This window comes from Halopseudomonas oceani (assembly GCF_963677335.1).
GTDB lineage: Bacteria > Pseudomonadota > Gammaproteobacteria > Pseudomonadales > Pseudomonadaceae > Halopseudomonas > Halopseudomonas oceani.
Map to the genome: position 1 here is coordinate 2369093 of NZ_OY781932.1, position 16300 is coordinate 2385392.

The 16300-nt window shown below is 61.6% G+C and carries 15 protein-coding genes; 4 read left to right on the forward strand and 11 right to left on the reverse strand.

From position 1 onward, the window contains the following. Window positions 1-2: 2 nt before the first annotated feature. From ACKPCU_RS11235 to ACKPCU_RS11280, 10 genes are all read right to left on the reverse strand, one after another. Entirely contained in the window at window positions 3-1076 is a 1074-nt protein-coding gene (locus ACKPCU_RS11235; protein ID WP_321346735.1) for an HlyD family secretion protein, read from the reverse strand. A 170-nt stretch (window positions 1077-1246) separates the two neighbouring features. Further along, entirely contained in the window at window positions 1247-2314 is a 1068-nt protein-coding gene (locus tag ACKPCU_RS11240; protein ID WP_321346736.1) for an AAA family ATPase, read from the reverse strand. Continuing rightward, window positions 2287-2871, reverse strand: a complete 585-nt coding sequence (gene pnuC / locus ACKPCU_RS11245; protein ID WP_321346738.1) for a nicotinamide riboside transporter PnuC — start codon at window positions 2869-2871, stop codon at window positions 2287-2289. The genes ACKPCU_RS11240 and pnuC overlap by 28 nt, the downstream gene beginning before the upstream one ends. Further along, window positions 2868-4211 (reverse strand): phenylacetate--CoA ligase family protein, encoded by a 1344-nt coding sequence (locus ACKPCU_RS11250; RefSeq protein WP_321346741.1) that lies wholly within the window; start codon window positions 4209-4211, stop codon window positions 2868-2870. The genes pnuC and ACKPCU_RS11250 overlap by 4 nt, the downstream gene beginning before the upstream one ends. Beyond that, the gene (locus tag ACKPCU_RS11255; protein ID WP_321346743.1) at window positions 4208-4777 is read right to left on the reverse strand and encodes a hypothetical protein; all 570 of its coding nucleotides are present in this window, start codon (window positions 4775-4777) and stop codon (window positions 4208-4210) included. The genes ACKPCU_RS11250 and ACKPCU_RS11255 overlap by 4 nt, the downstream gene beginning before the upstream one ends. After that, window positions 4774-6546 carry a hypothetical protein gene (locus tag ACKPCU_RS11260; RefSeq protein WP_321346744.1) on the reverse strand — a complete coding sequence of 591 codons (1773 nt, stop codon included), beginning with the start codon at window positions 6544-6546 and terminating at the stop codon, window positions 4774-4776. Before ACKPCU_RS11260 ends, ACKPCU_RS11255 begins: the two co-directional genes overlap by 4 nt. After that, window positions 6543-7475, reverse strand: a complete 933-nt coding sequence (locus tag ACKPCU_RS11265; RefSeq protein ID WP_321346746.1) for a hypothetical protein — start codon at window positions 7473-7475, stop codon at window positions 6543-6545. Before ACKPCU_RS11265 ends, ACKPCU_RS11260 begins: the two co-directional genes overlap by 4 nt. Before the next feature lies 1 nt (window position 7476). Continuing rightward, window positions 7477-9066: an AAA family ATPase gene (locus ACKPCU_RS11270; RefSeq protein ID WP_321346748.1), complete on the reverse strand. Its 1590-nt coding sequence runs from the start codon at window positions 9064-9066 to the stop codon at window positions 7477-7479. A gap of 134 nt (window positions 9067-9200) precedes the next feature. Further along, the gene (locus ACKPCU_RS11275; RefSeq protein WP_321346749.1) at window positions 9201-11717 is read right to left on the reverse strand and encodes an ABC transporter permease; all 2517 of its coding nucleotides are present in this window, start codon (window positions 11715-11717) and stop codon (window positions 9201-9203) included. Beyond that, window positions 11714-12394, reverse strand: a complete 681-nt coding sequence (locus ACKPCU_RS11280; protein ID WP_104738463.1) for an ABC transporter ATP-binding protein — start codon at window positions 12392-12394, stop codon at window positions 11714-11716. The genes ACKPCU_RS11275 and ACKPCU_RS11280 overlap by 4 nt, the downstream gene beginning before the upstream one ends. A gap of 14 nt (window positions 12395-12408) precedes the next feature. Between ACKPCU_RS11280 and ACKPCU_RS11285 the strand changes: the two genes are divergently transcribed. From ACKPCU_RS11285 to ACKPCU_RS11295, 3 genes are read left to right on the forward strand one after another with little or no spacing between them, the layout of a single operon-like run. Continuing rightward, window positions 12409-13047, forward strand: a complete 639-nt coding sequence (locus tag ACKPCU_RS11285; protein WP_407651749.1) for an arylesterase — start codon at window positions 12409-12411, stop codon at window positions 13045-13047. A gap of 14 nt (window positions 13048-13061) precedes the next feature. Further along, on the forward strand, window positions 13062-13382 hold the full coding sequence (locus ACKPCU_RS11290; RefSeq protein ID WP_146040312.1) for a hypothetical protein: 321 nt from the start codon (window positions 13062-13064) through the stop codon (window positions 13380-13382). A gap of 15 nt (window positions 13383-13397) precedes the next feature. Further along, complete coding sequence (locus tag ACKPCU_RS11295) at window positions 13398-14339, forward strand: L,D-transpeptidase family protein (protein ID WP_321346754.1); 942 nt, start codon at window positions 13398-13400, stop codon at window positions 14337-14339. Between the two features lie 21 nt (window positions 14340-14360). Here ACKPCU_RS11295 and ACKPCU_RS11300 read toward each other — a convergent pair whose 3' ends face one another. After that, window positions 14361-14615 carry an Lpp/OprI family alanine-zipper lipoprotein gene (locus ACKPCU_RS11300; protein WP_104738466.1) on the reverse strand — a complete coding sequence of 85 codons (255 nt, stop codon included), beginning with the start codon at window positions 14613-14615 and terminating at the stop codon, window positions 14361-14363. Between the two features lie 264 nt (window positions 14616-14879). Here ACKPCU_RS11300 and ACKPCU_RS11305 point away from each other — a divergent pair, with 264 nt between their 5' ends. Beyond that, the gene (locus tag ACKPCU_RS11305) at window positions 14880-16274 is read left to right on the forward strand and encodes a GntP family permease (protein WP_104738467.1); all 1395 of its coding nucleotides are present in this window, start codon (window positions 14880-14882) and stop codon (window positions 16272-16274) included. The last annotated feature ends 26 nt before the right edge of the window (window positions 16275-16300 follow it).

Consider the following 16300-nt stretch of genomic DNA (forward strand, 5'->3'; position numbering starts at 1 on the left):
GCTCAGTTTCCGACGTTGACTTCAAGGTCCGCCGGCCAGTCGGCGTCTGCGTCTAGCTTCAGCCAGGCTACGCCGGGCAGCCCGGTCTTGACCTGCTCTATGTGCTGCTCAAGCAGCTTGGGATCAATACGGGCACGGATACGGAACATCATCTTTTCCCGTTCCCGCTCGGTTTCTACCGACTTGGGTGTGAACTGCGCAACGCTGGCGACATAGCTGACAGTAGCGGGAATGACGTATTGCGGTGCGGCGTCGATGATGATGTGGGCGTCGGAGCCCATGGCCACACGTCCAGCCAGTCGCTCCGGCAGGAAGAAGGTCATGTAGACATCAGTAAGGTCAACCAGGTTTAGCACCCGGCCGCCGGCGCCCAGCACCTCACCCGGCTCAACCGTACGGAATTGGACCCGCGCGTGACGGTCTGCGGTCAGGCTGCTGTCTTTGATGTCGGCGGCAATACGGTCTACCGCTGCGCGGGCGGCATCTAGCGCGGACTCGGCGCCAATGACCTGCGAGCGTGCGGCAGCAATGCCGGCCTCGGCAGACTGAATCTGGGCACGGGCCGACGCCACTGCTGCCTGAGTGCTCTCGAGCGCGGCGAGCGCGTCGTCGAGTTGCTGGCGTGACATGGCATTGCGCTGAACCAGTACCTTGATCCGGTCATGGCGTTTTTGCGCGGCATTCAATTCCGCCTGGCGTTGCGACAGCAGTGCCTCTGCCGTGGCGCGCTCGCTTTCACGCTGGCTGACCAGAGCCTGAGCAGTCTGGATGGCGTTTTCGGCTTGGCGCGACTGGGCCTGCGCCTGCTGCAGTTGAGCCTGCAGGGTGCTGGTGTCCATCTCTGCCAGCAATTCACCGGCGTTAACAAAGTCGCCTTCATCTACCAGAATCCGGGCGACGCGCCCACCAAGCTTGGTTGCAACGTTGATTTCGGTCGCTTCGATGCGGCCGTTTCCGCTGGCAAAGCCATCACCGTACCCGGAAGGTTTGAGTTCCAGCCAGGCAATGACAGCAATGGCGGCAAGGGCGGCTACGGCCAGTAGGCCACGGACGAGGTTGCGGGGAGGTTTCTGCACGACGATTCCTTATCCTGTATGCAGGCAGATCGCGGATGATCGCTGCTACGAGGTCCATTCTATATGATACCGGACATAGGGTGTTGATACCGGTCAATACGCTCCGGCGCGGCCCTCAGTTCGGGTCAAACTAGCGCGATCGGCTGCCGGTGTTCAAGTCTTCGATCTCTCTAGGACGGCGTTTTTCGGCCTGTTTTGTTGTTTTCCCTTGGTGAGTCCGATGGCGTCATAGCTGCGAGCCGCGCCCGTCGTTGCTTTATGGAGCCCTGCAGCCTCATCGGCCTGAGTTGCCTGCTGGCCAGTTCTGACGCGTACAGCGCTTGCTGTTGTTGGCGAAATGTCTCCGGGCTGCGGGTGCCGTCCTGCACCATCGGAAAATCGGCCGAACATAGCCAGAGTTGGTGATAGGGGCGCTCGGCGAGGGCGATCAGCTCATCCGGGGGCGGCTCGGGGAATAGCAACCGGTGATAGATCAGCGTGGTCAACGGCGTGGTATCGCAGACGACTGCAGGTTGGCCGTCGTTTAGCGCGAGGGCAACGGCCTGATCTTCAAGTTCGACCTGGGTGCGGGCGATGTGCAGCAGATCATCCGATGTCAGTACGCCGTCGCAGTCTTGCCAGTGCTGGCGGCCAAATTCAGCGACCCAGCGCCAGCCTCTGTGCTGCGCCAGCCACTGCCCGAGGCTGGTCTTGCCGGTCGACTCGGCGCCAATCAGGGCGATCCGTTGACAGCGCTGGGCTGCCAGTACGTTTGGTGTCTGCCAGTTGGCGTCGGGTGCGGCGCGCAGGGTTGAGCCACTGATCGGGTAGCGCTGGCGTTCGCGATCCACCAGCACCGAATCAACCGGTCGTTGCCAATGCGCGGCGAGGTAGTCGGCGAACCCTTGCCCATAGTCTTCGCTGCTGAACACCGCGTTGACCGGTTCGCCGAGGGTGCGGTCGATCAGCTCGGCGCAGAATTGGCGCTGCGGCAGGTCACTGGCGTCATTGTCGGGCATTGCCAGCCCGAGCCGGCAGGCCTGCGCGGCATCGAGCACCACGCACTGATGCTGCGGCCAGCCGTCATTGAGCCATTGTTGGCGCAGGGCGCTGGTGCAGCCAGCAAATTCCGGACGCGAGTAACTCAGGAGCAGTACCTGCTCGCAAGCCGCTGTTGCGGTGTCGATCAGGTATCGATGACCGCTGTGCAGTGGCGAAAACTTGCCGACGACTAGGCCGGTTCGGTAGGGCTTTGACATGCTTTGCTCAGTTCTCGGTGCCAGCGCCAGAGCCCGTAACAGGCATTGATCCAGAAACCGACGTAAACCAGCGAGGTCAGCATCAGCTCACGGGAAGCGTACAGCGGCACGGCAATGGTGTTGACGATCAGCCAGAACCACCAGGTTTCCACTCGACGCTTCATCAGCAATAACTGCGCGGTCACGCTGAAGGTCAATACGGCAGAGTCGACGAAGGGGGCGTAGGCATCGGTATGCAGGTGCAGCAGCGCGCCATAGGCCAGCAGGGTCGCGACGGCCGCCAGCAGGTACAGGGCCAATTGCGGCCAGGAGCTTCTGCTGATGGCTTCGGCGCTGGCGCCGCGCTGCCACTGCCGCCAGCCGATTATGCTGGTGCAGATGTAAAAGAGCATCAAAGTCGCGTCCGCATACAACTGGACCTGAAAGAACAGGATGGCAAACAGCACGCAGCCGACGATACCCAGCGTCCAGGTGTGTCGCTGGTTGCGAGCAGCGAGGAATACGCTGATCAGAAAGAAGGCATTCGCGCTGTATTCCAGCAGAGTAAGGCTGCTCATCCGTCGTGGGCTCCGGGGTAATCGCTGGTGTATTGAATGAGTTTGTCGGCATCGAGTGGAAAGGGGGCGAAGCGAATGTCGCAGTCGATACCAAAGGTGTCGAGCAGAGCCTGGCGCAGGGCCGGCTCGTCGGTGTGACCGCGCAGGCGCACTATCAGCGAGCCGTCGGCCTGTTGATGCAGTTGATACTGGGCCAGCTCGAACGGCTGCATCAGGTGCGTAATGTCGACGTTGTTGAGCCAACGGCCGGCGGCATGGAAGCGCACTGGCGGGCGGCCATCTAGCTGTTGCAGGTAGCGGTGGCCCTCAGCGCTTTCATACAGGCAGGCGTAATCGCCGGTGCGATAGCGCAGCAGCGGCAGGCACGGGTTGAAGCCGCCGGTCAGGGTGATTTCGCCGCGCTCGCCGGCGGCGACGGGACGCCCTTGGCGGTTGAGCAGCTCGACCTTGAGTGTGTTTTGGATCAGCCGCAGACCGTGGCCGCTGCCGTCATCGGCGGCTATCGGTCCGGCCTCGTTCATCGAATACAGATTGATGACCGGGCACTCAAAGCGACTGGCCAGCCGGTCCTTCAGGCCCTGCAGCAATGTCATGGAGGTTGACAGGATGGCTGCGGGGCGGTGGGTGAACTCGATGTTCAGCAGAGTGCTCAGGCTGCGCGGGTCCCCGGTCATCAGCAGCGGTTTGACCTGATCCAGATAGCGCCCGCGGGCCTCAGCGCTCGGCCAGTCGGCAGGGTTCATGTTCAGCTTCAGCAGCACCTTGTCGTCCCAATAGGGCAAGACCGATGCGTAGGTGAAGCAACGCTGCTGATCGCCGACCAGCATCACGCCGGTGTCGCCGGGCAAGCTCTGCAGGTCGATCCCGTGCCAGCCGACAATCCGTTCGTGAAAGCAGTGGTAACGCGCCGCTACCAGCGGTAGGGAAGGCACGCGCAGCGGGTGCCCGGTGGTGCCGCTGGTTTCAAACACGATCAGCTGTCGCGGGTCGATGTCGTCTGGTACAAACGTCGCGATCTCGCAGCTCAGATCCTGGCGGGATGTGCAGGGTAGCGCTTCGAGCGGTTGGTGCCACGGATAGTCGCGATAGCGCGGTACCTGACGGCGACAGTGATCAAGAAAGGCGGCCAGCCAGTTTGTTTCCGGATGCTGCAGTGCTTGCTTGTCGGCGGCCAGCTGTGACAGCGCAACGGCGTCCAGATGGTGTCCGCTGCGACCGCTCAAAGACGGCGCAGCAGGGTGTTGCAAGCAGCGCTGCAGCCGTTCTGCGGCGCGCACGCTCAAGTTTGGCAGTCGCCGGGTATCGAGCCAGGGGGCGAGGTCTGTAGTCTGACTGGTCATTCGCGGGTGTACTTGTCTGCCGCTTCGCGCGCGCGCTTTTCTGCCAGTGCCTTGCGAATGGCTTCGGCGCGCTCTTCGGCGGCTCTGGAGGCTGCCACGACCCGTGCCCGTTCGCTGGAGCTGACCATCAGCAAGCGATCCTGCGCCTGCTGGTTGGTTTCATTCTGTGGTTTCAGGCGCAGGCCGTTGAGGGTCAGGCGGATAAGTTCTTCACGCTGGTCTTCGTCATCCAGGTTGGGGTGCGTGGTATCCATCAGTTGGTTGCTTGAGGCCAGCAGGCTGATGATTTCATCGGCGTACAGCGTCAGCTCGCAAAAGGCATCATCTGCCAGCAACCAGACCATCAGCAACAGCGTGTCCGCTCGGTCGTGACCTTCGTGCTCGTCCCACAAGGGCAGTGAGTAAATCGGCAGCAGTGTTGCCGTTGTGACTGCGGGTTCCAGTCGTACGAGCAGATCGTTCAGTAGGGCGATGAGGCTCTGTCCGGCGGGTGCCTGGCCAGCGGGGTAGGCCAGCAAGCGCTGGTGCAGGTAGTGCATGGACGGGCCGGACTGCAGGTTGCTCATGGGCGGGCCGCTCGCTGCGAGGTGGATGCACTGGCCTGATAGTATTGTCGGGCAAAGTGCCGGGCGAAGCTGAGCATGGGCTCAAGCCCGTTGACGCGATGAACCTGCCAGCCTTGATCCCTGCCCAGTCGCATCTTCTCATAGGCATCCTGCAGCCAGGCGTGCCCGGTCTGGCTGTCTAGCTCCATCGGCAGGTCGAGCACCCAGTGACCCGCACCGCCGCAGTGGCGCAGCGTACGTGCACTGATCTCGGCACCCGCGGTGCCGCGCTCATCGTCGGAGAACATGGAACTGACGCCATCGTCTGACAGCACCACAACCTGTGTCGGCGTTTGGCGTGGCTGATCGTAGGTTTCGCGCAGCAGCTTCAGCGGGAAGCTGGTCGAGCCTCCAAAGAATCCGGTCAGAACGCGCAACGCGCCGGCCTCATCGCGAATGAAACCATCGGTGCTCAGACACTGGCGCGGCCCGCTCCACAGCGTGACCTGCACCTGGGCGCCGGCGCGCAGTGCTGATATGCAGAGCAATACACCGGCCAGTGCCGGATAGGACAGTTGATACTGCGGATTGGGCATGGAACCGGAGCTGTCCACGTACAGGTCCAGATCGCAGACCTGCTGTCGTGGCTGTTCGCTAGTGTCGACGCTGTACACCGCCTTGTGGGTGGTGACGCCGGGGATGGGATCCGCGCCGGCCAGCAGGGTTGCAAACCAGTCGAGTTCGCCGGGGTCGTCACCCGGTTCCCAGAGCGTCGTGCCTTCACGCTCGGGTTCGCTGGGGGCAGGTGTTGATTTTGCAGGAAACGGCAGCAGGTAGGGGCGTACGGCGTCGCGGTAATAGTTGACCGTGGCATCGTGCCGGGAGATATCGACGCCGGCGGCGCGCAGCACTTCATAGTATTCCTGTGGCTCCAGCGACTGCCCGGGGGAGCGCTTGGCTGCGACCGCATCGCAAGGGCTGTCGGTTGCGGGGGCGCCCAGCGTCTGCTCGCTCAACTCTGGGTCTTGGCTAGGATGCAGCACGTCGATGGCCGGTAGCGATGGCACACCGGTGCCGGTGTGACCGTTGCCGGCGTCAGCGGTGTCGGCCAGCACGCCGAAGGCGTCGTTTGCCGCTTGTTCGTCATCCTGCAGGTAGCGCAACAACAGGGTAGCGAAACGGCTGGCGCCGGTCAGCCAGTCCTTGCCGTAGACCTTGATAATGCGGCTACCCAGCCAGGCGTCGCCTTCCTCTGAGTTGCCGAGTGGGGCAGAAGCCAGGGTTTCTGGTGGCAACTGCCACAGGCGTTCGTAAATGCGCATATACAGCTGCCATAGCGGTGTGGCGCTGGCCGGTTTGAGGTGCAGGTAGATGGCCTCCATCTGACACGGCGTGTGCCGCTGCAGGTGGTGATTGATCAGCAGATCGGTATACAGGTTGGCGACCAGGGGGGCGAGTTGCTCGCTGCCGGGCAGTGACTGGCGGATGACGGCCAATAGTTGCAGGTGTTGCGTCATGTTGGCAGGGGCATAAACGTGGTGGCCGATCTCATGCGCCAGTACTTCCAGTGCGTAGTCGTCCAGCCCGCGCTCGGTGATCTCCTGCAGGTTAACCATCACCCGCTGTGAGGTGAGGCGAATGGCGGCAAAGCTCTCGGTCAGCCCCGCGGCTTCGGCCGCTTCGACATCGAACAGCCACAGGGGCTCTTGCAGCTGCAGATGGTCGCTCCAGAGCAGCAGAGCTTGTTGCCATTGTGCCTGCCAATGGGCCAGTTGCGGATCGGCGCTCATGAGTGGTCCCCGGTTTTCGGGATGATCATAAGGCGATAGCTGTTGTGAAAGCTGACGACCCACTCGTGGCGGCGCTCCAGACACTGTCGTACCTGATCGTAGCTGCGCCAGGGGGTGCCCAGTGCGGCCGGGAGCTGCAGCAGGTCCTGCGTTGGCACTGGCGTTGCTTGCTCCGGCGAGTGCGGCAGCAATTTATGCCCCCAGGTATCGACGTGCAGTTGCCAGCAGTCGTCGCCTGCCTGGATCAGGGGGTGCCCGGCGGCCATCAGCAACACCGGTAACTCACTGAATTCGCCGCCCAGCCAGGTTGCCGCGCCTAAGACAACCGGTTCGGTTTGCCAGCCACGTTCTGGGCCTCGCCACCAGGGATGGGCAAAGTGCTCCGGCGCGCCCAGTTGCAATTGCGCCACCAGCGCAGGTTGACGGCTGAGGGCGGCGACCGCTGCCGTGCGAAACTCGGGCAGTCCGGCCATCCAGCCGAGTATCAGCAGATAATCTGGGGCGGCGGCCGGGGTAGGGCGGCAGCATTGCCATTGGCTCAGCAGGTTACTGCGCTGCGCTGCTGTCGGCAGATGCGACAACGTATTGAGCAGTTGCACCAGCAGCCGCGGCGCATCCGCCGGGTAGGGCGCTAGCCACTGCGGCAGCACGCGGGTAAACAGGGCAAGGGTCAGGTCGCGCTGCTGTGCTGCCAGCCAACCCCGTTGCACCAGCGTCAGCCCTGCCTGGTAGGTTACTTCTGTGAGCCCTGCCTTGTTCGCCGAGGGCCAATGGTCCAACGCTGCCATCAGTGGGTCGAGCGCGTCGAGCAGAAAGCCGCTGAAGCAGCGGGCGAACTCGGCCTGGTCGCCCTGACGAGCCAGGCGATAGCTCTGGTTGAGCGTGTCAGCCTGCTTTAACAGATACTGTGCGAGCCATTCGGAGCGCATGTCAGCCCTGAGTCGTCAGCCAGCGCAGGTAGTTGCTGTAGCGCTGGTGCAGGTATTTCAGCGTCATGGCGTCGTCGTGTACTGCGCCGGACAACTTGTTGCCGCTGGCCAGTTGTTGCAGCGTGCGCTCGATGCGTTGCAGGCGCTTGCGACAGTCCTTGAGCGAAAGCCCCTCCAACCCTTCATCCAGCTCAGCCTTGAGCGCGGCGACATCGTCGCTCCGGTGGCGACCCTGGCGTTCGAACTCACGACAGCTGAGCTGGAACAAATGACGCAGCCAGCCGATCTTGTCGCTGAGGAAAGCGGCATTCTCCGGCTGTTGAAAGAACGGCGCATCTTCGTCGGCAAACAGGTGCGAGTGCAGCACGAAAGGCAGCATTTGAGTCAGGTCGTTCAACTCGACCTCGCGGTTGCCGCGAAAATACGCCATCGCCTTGGCGAAGACGATCAATGACATCAGGCTGCGAACCGAAAGGCCGTTGCGGGTCTGGCAGCCCAGATCGGCAAGCCGATCGCGACCGTTCTCGAGCATGGCCAACTGGTGACGGGCAACGCCAGCCAGGCGCGAGGTGTCCTTGCTCTTGTATTCGAACTGTTGCCCGGAATACTCGCTGAACTCAAACTGGCTGGCGAAAAACTCCAGCCGCTGGCGCAGGTCCGCCGGCAGGGTGACCGCGCGGATGTCTGTCTCCATTTGCGCCATCTCGGCCTCGCTGAACTGCAGCACCTCTGGCAAACAGTCCGCCGGGTCGACCCCTTCCTCGATACGTATCAGCAGTTCATCCAGAAAACGTGGGTTGAACGGCAGCGCTTGCACCACCACGTCGACCCGGTCTTTCAAGGCTTCGATAACCGGGTAGGTACCGCCGCCCTGGTCATCGTTGGCGGTCAGGTACCAGGCCGCCGGCGGGCACTCGTGAATCTGGTTGAACATCTCGGCGTAGTTGTCGCCCATTACCGTAAGCAGCGCGCTTTGGGTGCGCGTCGGGATGCGGTTGTACTCGTCAACGATCTTTACACGCATGTCCAGCCAGCTGCGCCAACTGATGCGAATGTCCGACTGCTGATCCGCTTTCATGATGTCCATCGGCATCGGGTTGCCGAGCAGGTCGGCAACTGTCATCTGTGGATGGCCGTGCTGCATCGCGCGGCGTACCTGCTTGGGGCTGTACCCCGCGAGCAGACCCATGAGGAGTGCGGAGGCGGTCTTGCCGCGACCGGGGCCGCCGATGAACAGGCACTTGCGACGGGCGGCAAAGGTCAGAATCGGCAGCAGGATAAAGCTGGAGTAGCTCTGGTCGGTCGGCAGATAAAGTGGTGTTTGGCTGTCACCGAAGTGGATGGGCTGCGGCGGCGAGAGGTTGTACTCAACGTCGTAGTGCGGGCTGATCACTGCGTGGTTGACGATCCAGAAGTAGGCCTGGCGCAGCTTTTCGGCCAACTCGAGCGCGGGTACAGTACCTGACTGCTCGGGGTCACCGAATGGTCCGTTGACCAGCGCAGCTACATCGAAGCTGGCGCTGGACGACGCCTGACTGACAGGGCGGGTAGGGGACGCCGAGATACGCGAAAACGGATTGAATCCTTTCATGGGGGAGCCGGTTCTGACTGCGAAACAGAGCGGCAGTATGCCAGAGATGGCCGCTGCCGGGGTTGATCTAATGCGGGTTTTGGCAACCGAGCCGCGCTGCGGTTGATCGGCTCCGTTGCTAGGTCCGGCTTCCGCTAACTACTGCGGTTAATCAGGCGCATTGGACTCTGTTGCAGCACCGCGCGGGTGCCCCATACGCCGGCGCAGCCGATCAGCACGGCTGCGCTGGCCGGGGTTGCCAACCAGAACAGCAGGTGCGGAGCCCAATCCAGATTCAGCGCAAAGCGATACAGCGCCCAGGTCGCCAGTTCGGCGGCAATGACCGCAAGCAGGCCGGCGAGTAGGCCCAGGAGTAGAAACTCCATCCAACTGGCACGGCGCAGCAGGGAGCGCCCGGCGCCGAGTGTCCGCAGCAGCGCGCCCTGGTGCAGGCGCTCATCCAGTGTGGCCTGCAGTGCAGCGAACAGCACCGTCAGGCCAGCCAGCAAGACAAACAGCAGCACATACTCGACAGCAAGGGTAACCTGTTTGAGTATGCCGCGGATTTGCTCCAGCAGCGGCTCGACTTCAAGCAGGGTCATGGCCGGGAACTGTCGGTTCAGCTGACGCAGCTGGTCGCGCTGTGCTGCGGGCAGGTAAAAACTGGTCAGCAGCGTGGCGGGCAGCCCAGCCAGATCGCCGGGCGCGAAAATCATGTAGAAGTTGGGCGTAAAGTTGTCCCACTCCACGGTGCGGATACTGCTGACCTGGGCTGACAGCTCACGGCCCTCGATCACAAAACCCAGCGTGTCGCCGAGCTTTACGCCAAGACTGTCGGCAAGCTCTGCCTCTATCGAAACCCGAGCACTGCCGGATTGCTCTGTGGCGCTCCACCAGCGGCCTTCACGCAGCGCGTTATCTGCCGGTAAGTGGGCAGACCAGGTCAGACTGAGGTCGCGGTTGACGGCTCGGGTGCCTCGATCCCGGTTACGGTTCTCCTTGCTGACGTCGGTGCGCACTGGCTCGTTGTTGATGCTGACGAGCCGGCCCGGGGTCACCGGATACAGCGGTGCGCTGCGCGCACCGATCTGTGCTAGTGCTTCCGTGAAAGTGTCCTGTTCGGACGGCAGGATGTTCAGGACAAAGTGATTGGGGGCGTCCTCCGGCAGCTGGCTTTGCCAGGAACTGAGCAGCTCGGTACGTAGAATCAGCACTACCAGCATGCACATGAAGATCAGTCCGAACGACAGGATCTGGGTCGCGGCAGCAGCGGGGCGCTTGAGCAGCTCGCCGCTGCCGAGCCGCCATGCAAGCCCCGCGTCGCGCAGGCGCCCGGCCACGGCCCGCAATAGCAGCCAAGCCAGACAGCCAAGCAGCAATGCGGCCACTGCGCCACCAAACAGCATCGCCAGGGTGATACGCAAGTCGCCGGTAAACTGCCACATCAGCAGGCTGAGTACGCCCAGCGCTAGCCCGTAGATAAGCCAGCTGCTGCCCGGCATCGGCTCAAGGTCACGGCGCAGTACTCGCAGCGGGGCTACGCGCCCGAGCCGCAGCAAGGGTGGCAGGGCAAAGCCGAGCAGCGCGCTGAAACCGGTTGCGGCACCGACTGCCAGCGGCAGCAGCCCTGCGTCGGGCAGCGTTGGCGGCAGCAGGTCGCTGAGCAGGAGCAACAGCCCCCATTGCACCAGCAGGCCAAGGGCGATGCCGGCGACCGTTGCCAGCGCTCCGATGTAAAGCAGCTGCAGAGTAAATAGCATCAGTACCTGCCGGCGCTGCAGCCCCATGCAGCGCAGTAGCGCGCTGGTATCAAAATGGCGTACGGCAAACCGACCGGATGACAGCGCAACTGCGACGCCGGCGAGAATGATCGCGGCGATGCTGGCCAGGCCGAGAAACTGATTGGCCCGCGATAGTGCATTGCCGACCTGCCGGTTACCGTCGTCGACGCCGGTCAGGCGCTGGTTGACCTCCAGAATCGGTTCGATCCACTCGCGGTAGGTTTTCAATGCGGCTCGCTCGCCGCTGAGCAGCAGGCGATAGCTCACTCGGCTTCCGGGTTGCACGATGCCCGTGGCGTCGAGATCCTCAAGGTTCATCAATACCCGCGGTGTCAGGCTGTAGAAGTCGCTGGCGCGGTCGGGCTCGTGGGTTAGCAGCGCGCTGACCCGCAGATTGGCGTAGCCGACCTCAAGGGTGTCACTGATCTGGATATCCAACTGGTTCAGCAGGCGCGGCTCAATCCAGATTTCGCCTTGTGGCGGAATTTCGCTGGTACGGCGTTCCTCGGCAAAGGCGGCAGCGCTGATGCGCAGCTCTCCACGCAGCGGGTAGGCGCTGTCGACCGCCTTCACGCTGGACAGCAGCATCTGAGTGTCGCTGGCCATGACGCTGGAAAACTCGACTTGCCTGCTCAACTGCAGGCCTAGCGCCTTAGCCTGCTCCTCATAGCTGGCAGGCAGGGGGCTGCGTGATGACACCACCAGATCTGCACCGAGAAACTCAGCCGCGCGGTCCGTCATGCTGTGCTCGAGTCGCTGGGTGAACAGGCTGATGGCGGTGCTGATGGTCACGGCGATCAGCAGGGCGCTGAGCAATACACCAAGCTCTCCGGCACGCCATTCGCGACGGAGCAGCCGCCAGGCGAGCAACGGCAGGTTGGCGCGGCTCACGCGTTTTCATCCTGCAGGCGGCCCGCTTGCATCTGCACCGCGCGCTGACAGCGGGCAGCCAGACGAGCATCGTGGGTTACCAGCACCAGAGTGGTGCCGCGTTCACGGTTGAGGGTAAACAGCAGGTCGCTGATCCGTTCGCCCGTTGCGGCGTCGAGGTTACCGGTGGGTTCGTCGGCGAACAGGATGCTGGGTTCACTGGCGAAGGCGCGCGCGATGGCGACGCGTTGCTGCTCGCCACCTGATAGCTGTTGCGGGTAATGCTGGCGTCTGGCTTCCAGCCCTACCCGTTGTAACAGCTCGCCAGCTCGCTCGCGAGCATCTGCCCGGCCATGCAGTTCCAGCGGGAGCATGACATTCTCAAGTGCGGTCAGGCTGTCCAGCAACTGAAAGGACTGGAAGACGAATCCAACCTCACGGCCGCGCAGGCTGGCACGCTGGTCTTCGTTCAGGGCGCTTAGGTTCTCACCGGCGAGGATAACGTCGCCGCTGCTCGGCAGGTCCAGGCCGGCCAGCAGGCTGAGTAAGGTTGACTTGCCTGAGCCGGAGGCACCGACAATGGCCAGACTGCTGCCCCGTTCGATGGCGATGGAAACGTCGTCCAGTATCTGTAGCGGCGCTTCCGAGCTGGTCACGACTTTGCTAAGGTGGCGGGCGATTACAACGGTGTCTGACATGGTATACGGGCCTGATGAATGTCTTGAGAAACTGGCTGGGAGCGATGCTGCTGTGTTCGCTCTCTGTTCCCGCGGCAGCACAGGGGATCCTGATCGTGGGTGATAGTATCAGCGCCGCTTTCGGTCTGGAAATCAGCGATGGCTGGGCTGCACTGCTGGAGCAGCGGCTTGAGGCCGAGAATCGCCCGCTGGAGGTGCGGAACGCATCGGTGAGCGGGGACACGACTGCAGGTGGTCTGGCCCGTCTGCCATCGCTGCTAGCGCAGTATTCTCCCGAGCTGGTGGTGATCGAGTTGGGTGGCAATGATGGCCTACGCGGCCTGCCACCAGATAATATGCAACAGAATCTTACTGCCATGGTCGAACGCTCGCGTGCGGCTGGGGCTGACGTCATACTGCTGGGTATGCGTATTCCACCGAATTACGGTGTTCGTTATACCCGAGCCTTTGAACAGGTCTTTCGAACGGTCGCCGAGCAGCAGGGCGTGGCATTAGTGCCATTTGTGCTGGAAGGGGTGGCTGGGCGCAGTGAATTGATGCAGGCCGATGGCATTCATCCGAACGCGCAAGGACAGCCAGGTATTCTCGAGAATGTCTGGCCGGTAATACGTGAATGGGTTCTGGCGCAGCCACAGGCTGCGACAAATGATTAAGGTGGAGCCCTGAATTGAGTGTGTCCTGGATGGCCAGACGCTGGTGTCTGGTGGAACAGGATGAGCAGCGGGATCTGTTTGTTGAAGATCCCTGGCATGTTCACCTGGTTGATATAAATCTGCGCCTCGACGTACCGAGAGAGCGCACGCTGTGTGGAGATTTGCTGCCGTCGTCGCCGATATATCGAGAGCTGACGCGCAAGGACCTGCGCTCGCTCTGCCCGGCTTGCATGGATCTCGCAGAGCAGGCCAGGAGCGCCGGCCGGAGGCCAGCCACTGCACGCAGCGCCAGTGGTCAGACTGCGATGCAGCAGTTTGATTTGATCATGAGCTGAGTGGGAGCTGAATTGATGTTGAGTGGGCGTTCTCGACTGGGCAAGATTGGCGGCGGGTTGGTATTTGCCGCATGGGCAGTTGGTTCGGTGCAGGCCAATGATTACCCGCTGCTGTCACCTGATCAGGATCTGATCGGCGAAGTATCGCGCTATCAGGCACGCTACGAGGATACCTTTGCGGATCTCGGCAGTGCTCGGGGGTTCGGTTATCTGGAGATGACGGCAGCCAATCCCGGAATTGATCCCTGGTTGCCGGGAGAGGGCGTTGAGATTGTGCTGCCGGGCGAGCATGTGCTGCCTGCCGGTACGCGTGAAGGGGTGGTGATCAATCTGCCCGAGTTTCGCATGTACTACTTCCACAAGGGAGGCGAGCTGGTATCCAGTTATCCGGTTGGTATCGGTCGTGAAGGTTGGTCGTCGCCCATCGGCGAGACACGCATTCTGCGCAAGGAAGAGAGGCCGTCTTGGTATCCGCCCAAATCGATTCTTGAGGAACACGCCGCCAACGGTGATCCGTTGCCGTCGGTTGTACCGCCAGGGCCGGACAACCCGATGGGGCCGTTCAAGATGAATCTGGCGCTCAGCGGTTACGTGATCCACGGAACCAATAAGAAATTTGGTATCGGCACGCGGGTCAGTCATGGCTGTTTCCGCATGCGCAACGAAGACATCACCGAGCTGTTTCCGCAGGTGCCCGTTGGTACGCCGGTAACCATCGTCAATCAGCCATACAAGCTGGGTATCAAGGACGGATTGCTCTACCTGGAGGTGCATACGGCGCTGGATGAGCACGGCATGCCGTCAACCCTCGACAAGCAGGCTGCGATTCAGAAACTGTTTGCGGATGAGCACGAAAAGGTGCAGGGATTCAGACTGGACTGGACGGCGATCCGTGATCTGGTCTACGCCGAGAGTGGTATTCCGGGAGTCATTGGGCAACCGATCCGGACCATGTGATCCGGATCGGCAAAGCTGGCCTTATTTCTGGCTGGCTTTCTCAAGCATACGCAGAGCGCGCTCGTTGGCTTCGTCAGCAGTCTGCTGGGCGCGTTGAGCGGCAGCCAGAGCTTCGTTAGCCTTGCGATATGCTTCGTCAGCACGGGCCTGGGCACTGGCAGTAGCGTTTTCGTTAGCGGCAACGCGAGCGCTCAGTTCCTTTTCCATGCTGTTGCTGCAGCCAGCTGCAACCAGTGCGGCCAGAGCTACGGCAGATACTTTCAGTGCAGTTTTCATAACTTTCCCCTTGTGTAAAAAGTCCTGCTTCAAGAACGCACAGCGGAAGACCGGATTATGGCGGCAAAGTTCCGTCGGCCCTCTGCTGTGCGTTCCTGATAGCGCCGTTAATAGTAGCAGTTGCATCACCGGTTGGAAGTGGGGGAGCAATAATTCTGTTACCAATGAACAACAATAAAGAGCTCTGATTCGGGTGCCGAAGGCTTTGTGGTGTATCTGGTGTGGGGTAATGTAGCCACGCAGTTCACTACAAGGATAAAAACAATGCTCGGAAATATCGGCCTTCTCGCCGGAGTAACTCTACTGATCTATCTGGCGCTGCGGGGGATCAACATCTTCATCGCGTCGCTGGTTTGTGCGTTGGTGGTGGCTCTAACCAACGGCATGTTGATCTCGCAAACCTTCCTCGAGTTCTTCCCGTTTGGCCCGCTGGGTGCGTTCACCTTCGCTGGCAAGTTCTTTTTGTTGTTTCTCTGTGGTGCCATTTTCGGCAAGGTGATGGCGACCAGCCAGGCTGCCAAGAGTATCGCGTTATCGATCACCCGCGCGCTGGGTGTCCGTCATACGCTGCTGGTTGGCATGATCGTCTGCGCCTTGCTGACCTACGGCGGCGTGGTGGTGTTCGTCGTGGTGTTCACCATGTATCCGCTGGGTATCACCCTGATGCGTGAGGCCAATCTGCCCAAGCGGCTTTGGGCTGCGGCGACCTCGGTGGGTGCCGGCACCTTCACCATGACCGCGCTACCGGGAACACCGTCGATTCACAACGTAATTTCGGCCAGTGCGTTGGGCACCGATCTGTTTGCCGGTGGCTGGATCGGGATCTTTGCCGCGCTGCTCATGGCTGGCCTTGGCATGTGGTATGTGGAAAGCCAGTGGAAGCGTGCTCAGGCGCGTGGCGAGGGGTTTGTCGAGAATGCCCAGGACCGCCGCATGGAGCAGCTTATCGGTGATCCGAATGATGCACCGGTGTGGTGGATGGCGTTGATCCCGATGGTAGTCGTGCTGGGCTCGATCATGCTGCCCCGTGCGGTTTTGGGATTGGCTGACTGGTCCGAAAGTGACGGCATTGTGGCTCGGGTGCTGATGTTCAGCGCGGCTCAGCCGATCATCTGGCCGAGTATCTCGCTCATTCTCGGTTCGCTTACCTGCGTGCTGCTGTTTCCGGCGTTGCGTCGCAAGGCTGCGCAGGCATTTGGCCAGGGCGCCGATGACTCCATCATGCCTTTGCTCAATACCGCAGCTGTGATTGGCTTTGGTGGGGTAGTGACCCAGACCGCCGGGTTTGCCCAGTTTGCCAACTGGATTCTCAATGTCGATCTGCCGCCGTTGCTGTCGGTATTTGCTTCGGTCAGCGTGGTCTCGGCGATTGTCGGCTCGTCTTCCGGTGGCTTGCAGATCTTTATGCAGTCGCTGGGGCCGCATTATATCGAGATGGGTGTTGATCCCGAGATTCTCCACCGTATCGCTGCGATTGCCGCTGGCGGTCTGGACTCGCTGCCGCACTGCGGCGCGGTAATTGCGACATTCATGATCATGGGTATTACCCACAAGGAAGCTTACCGGGATATCTTCGTGGTAACCGTCGCTGTCCCGGTCATTGCCTGCCTGGCCTCCATTGCCCTGCTGATGTCGCTGGGCATGGGCATGGTGTCCTGAGCGTAATTCACTTTTTTTGAGACGGG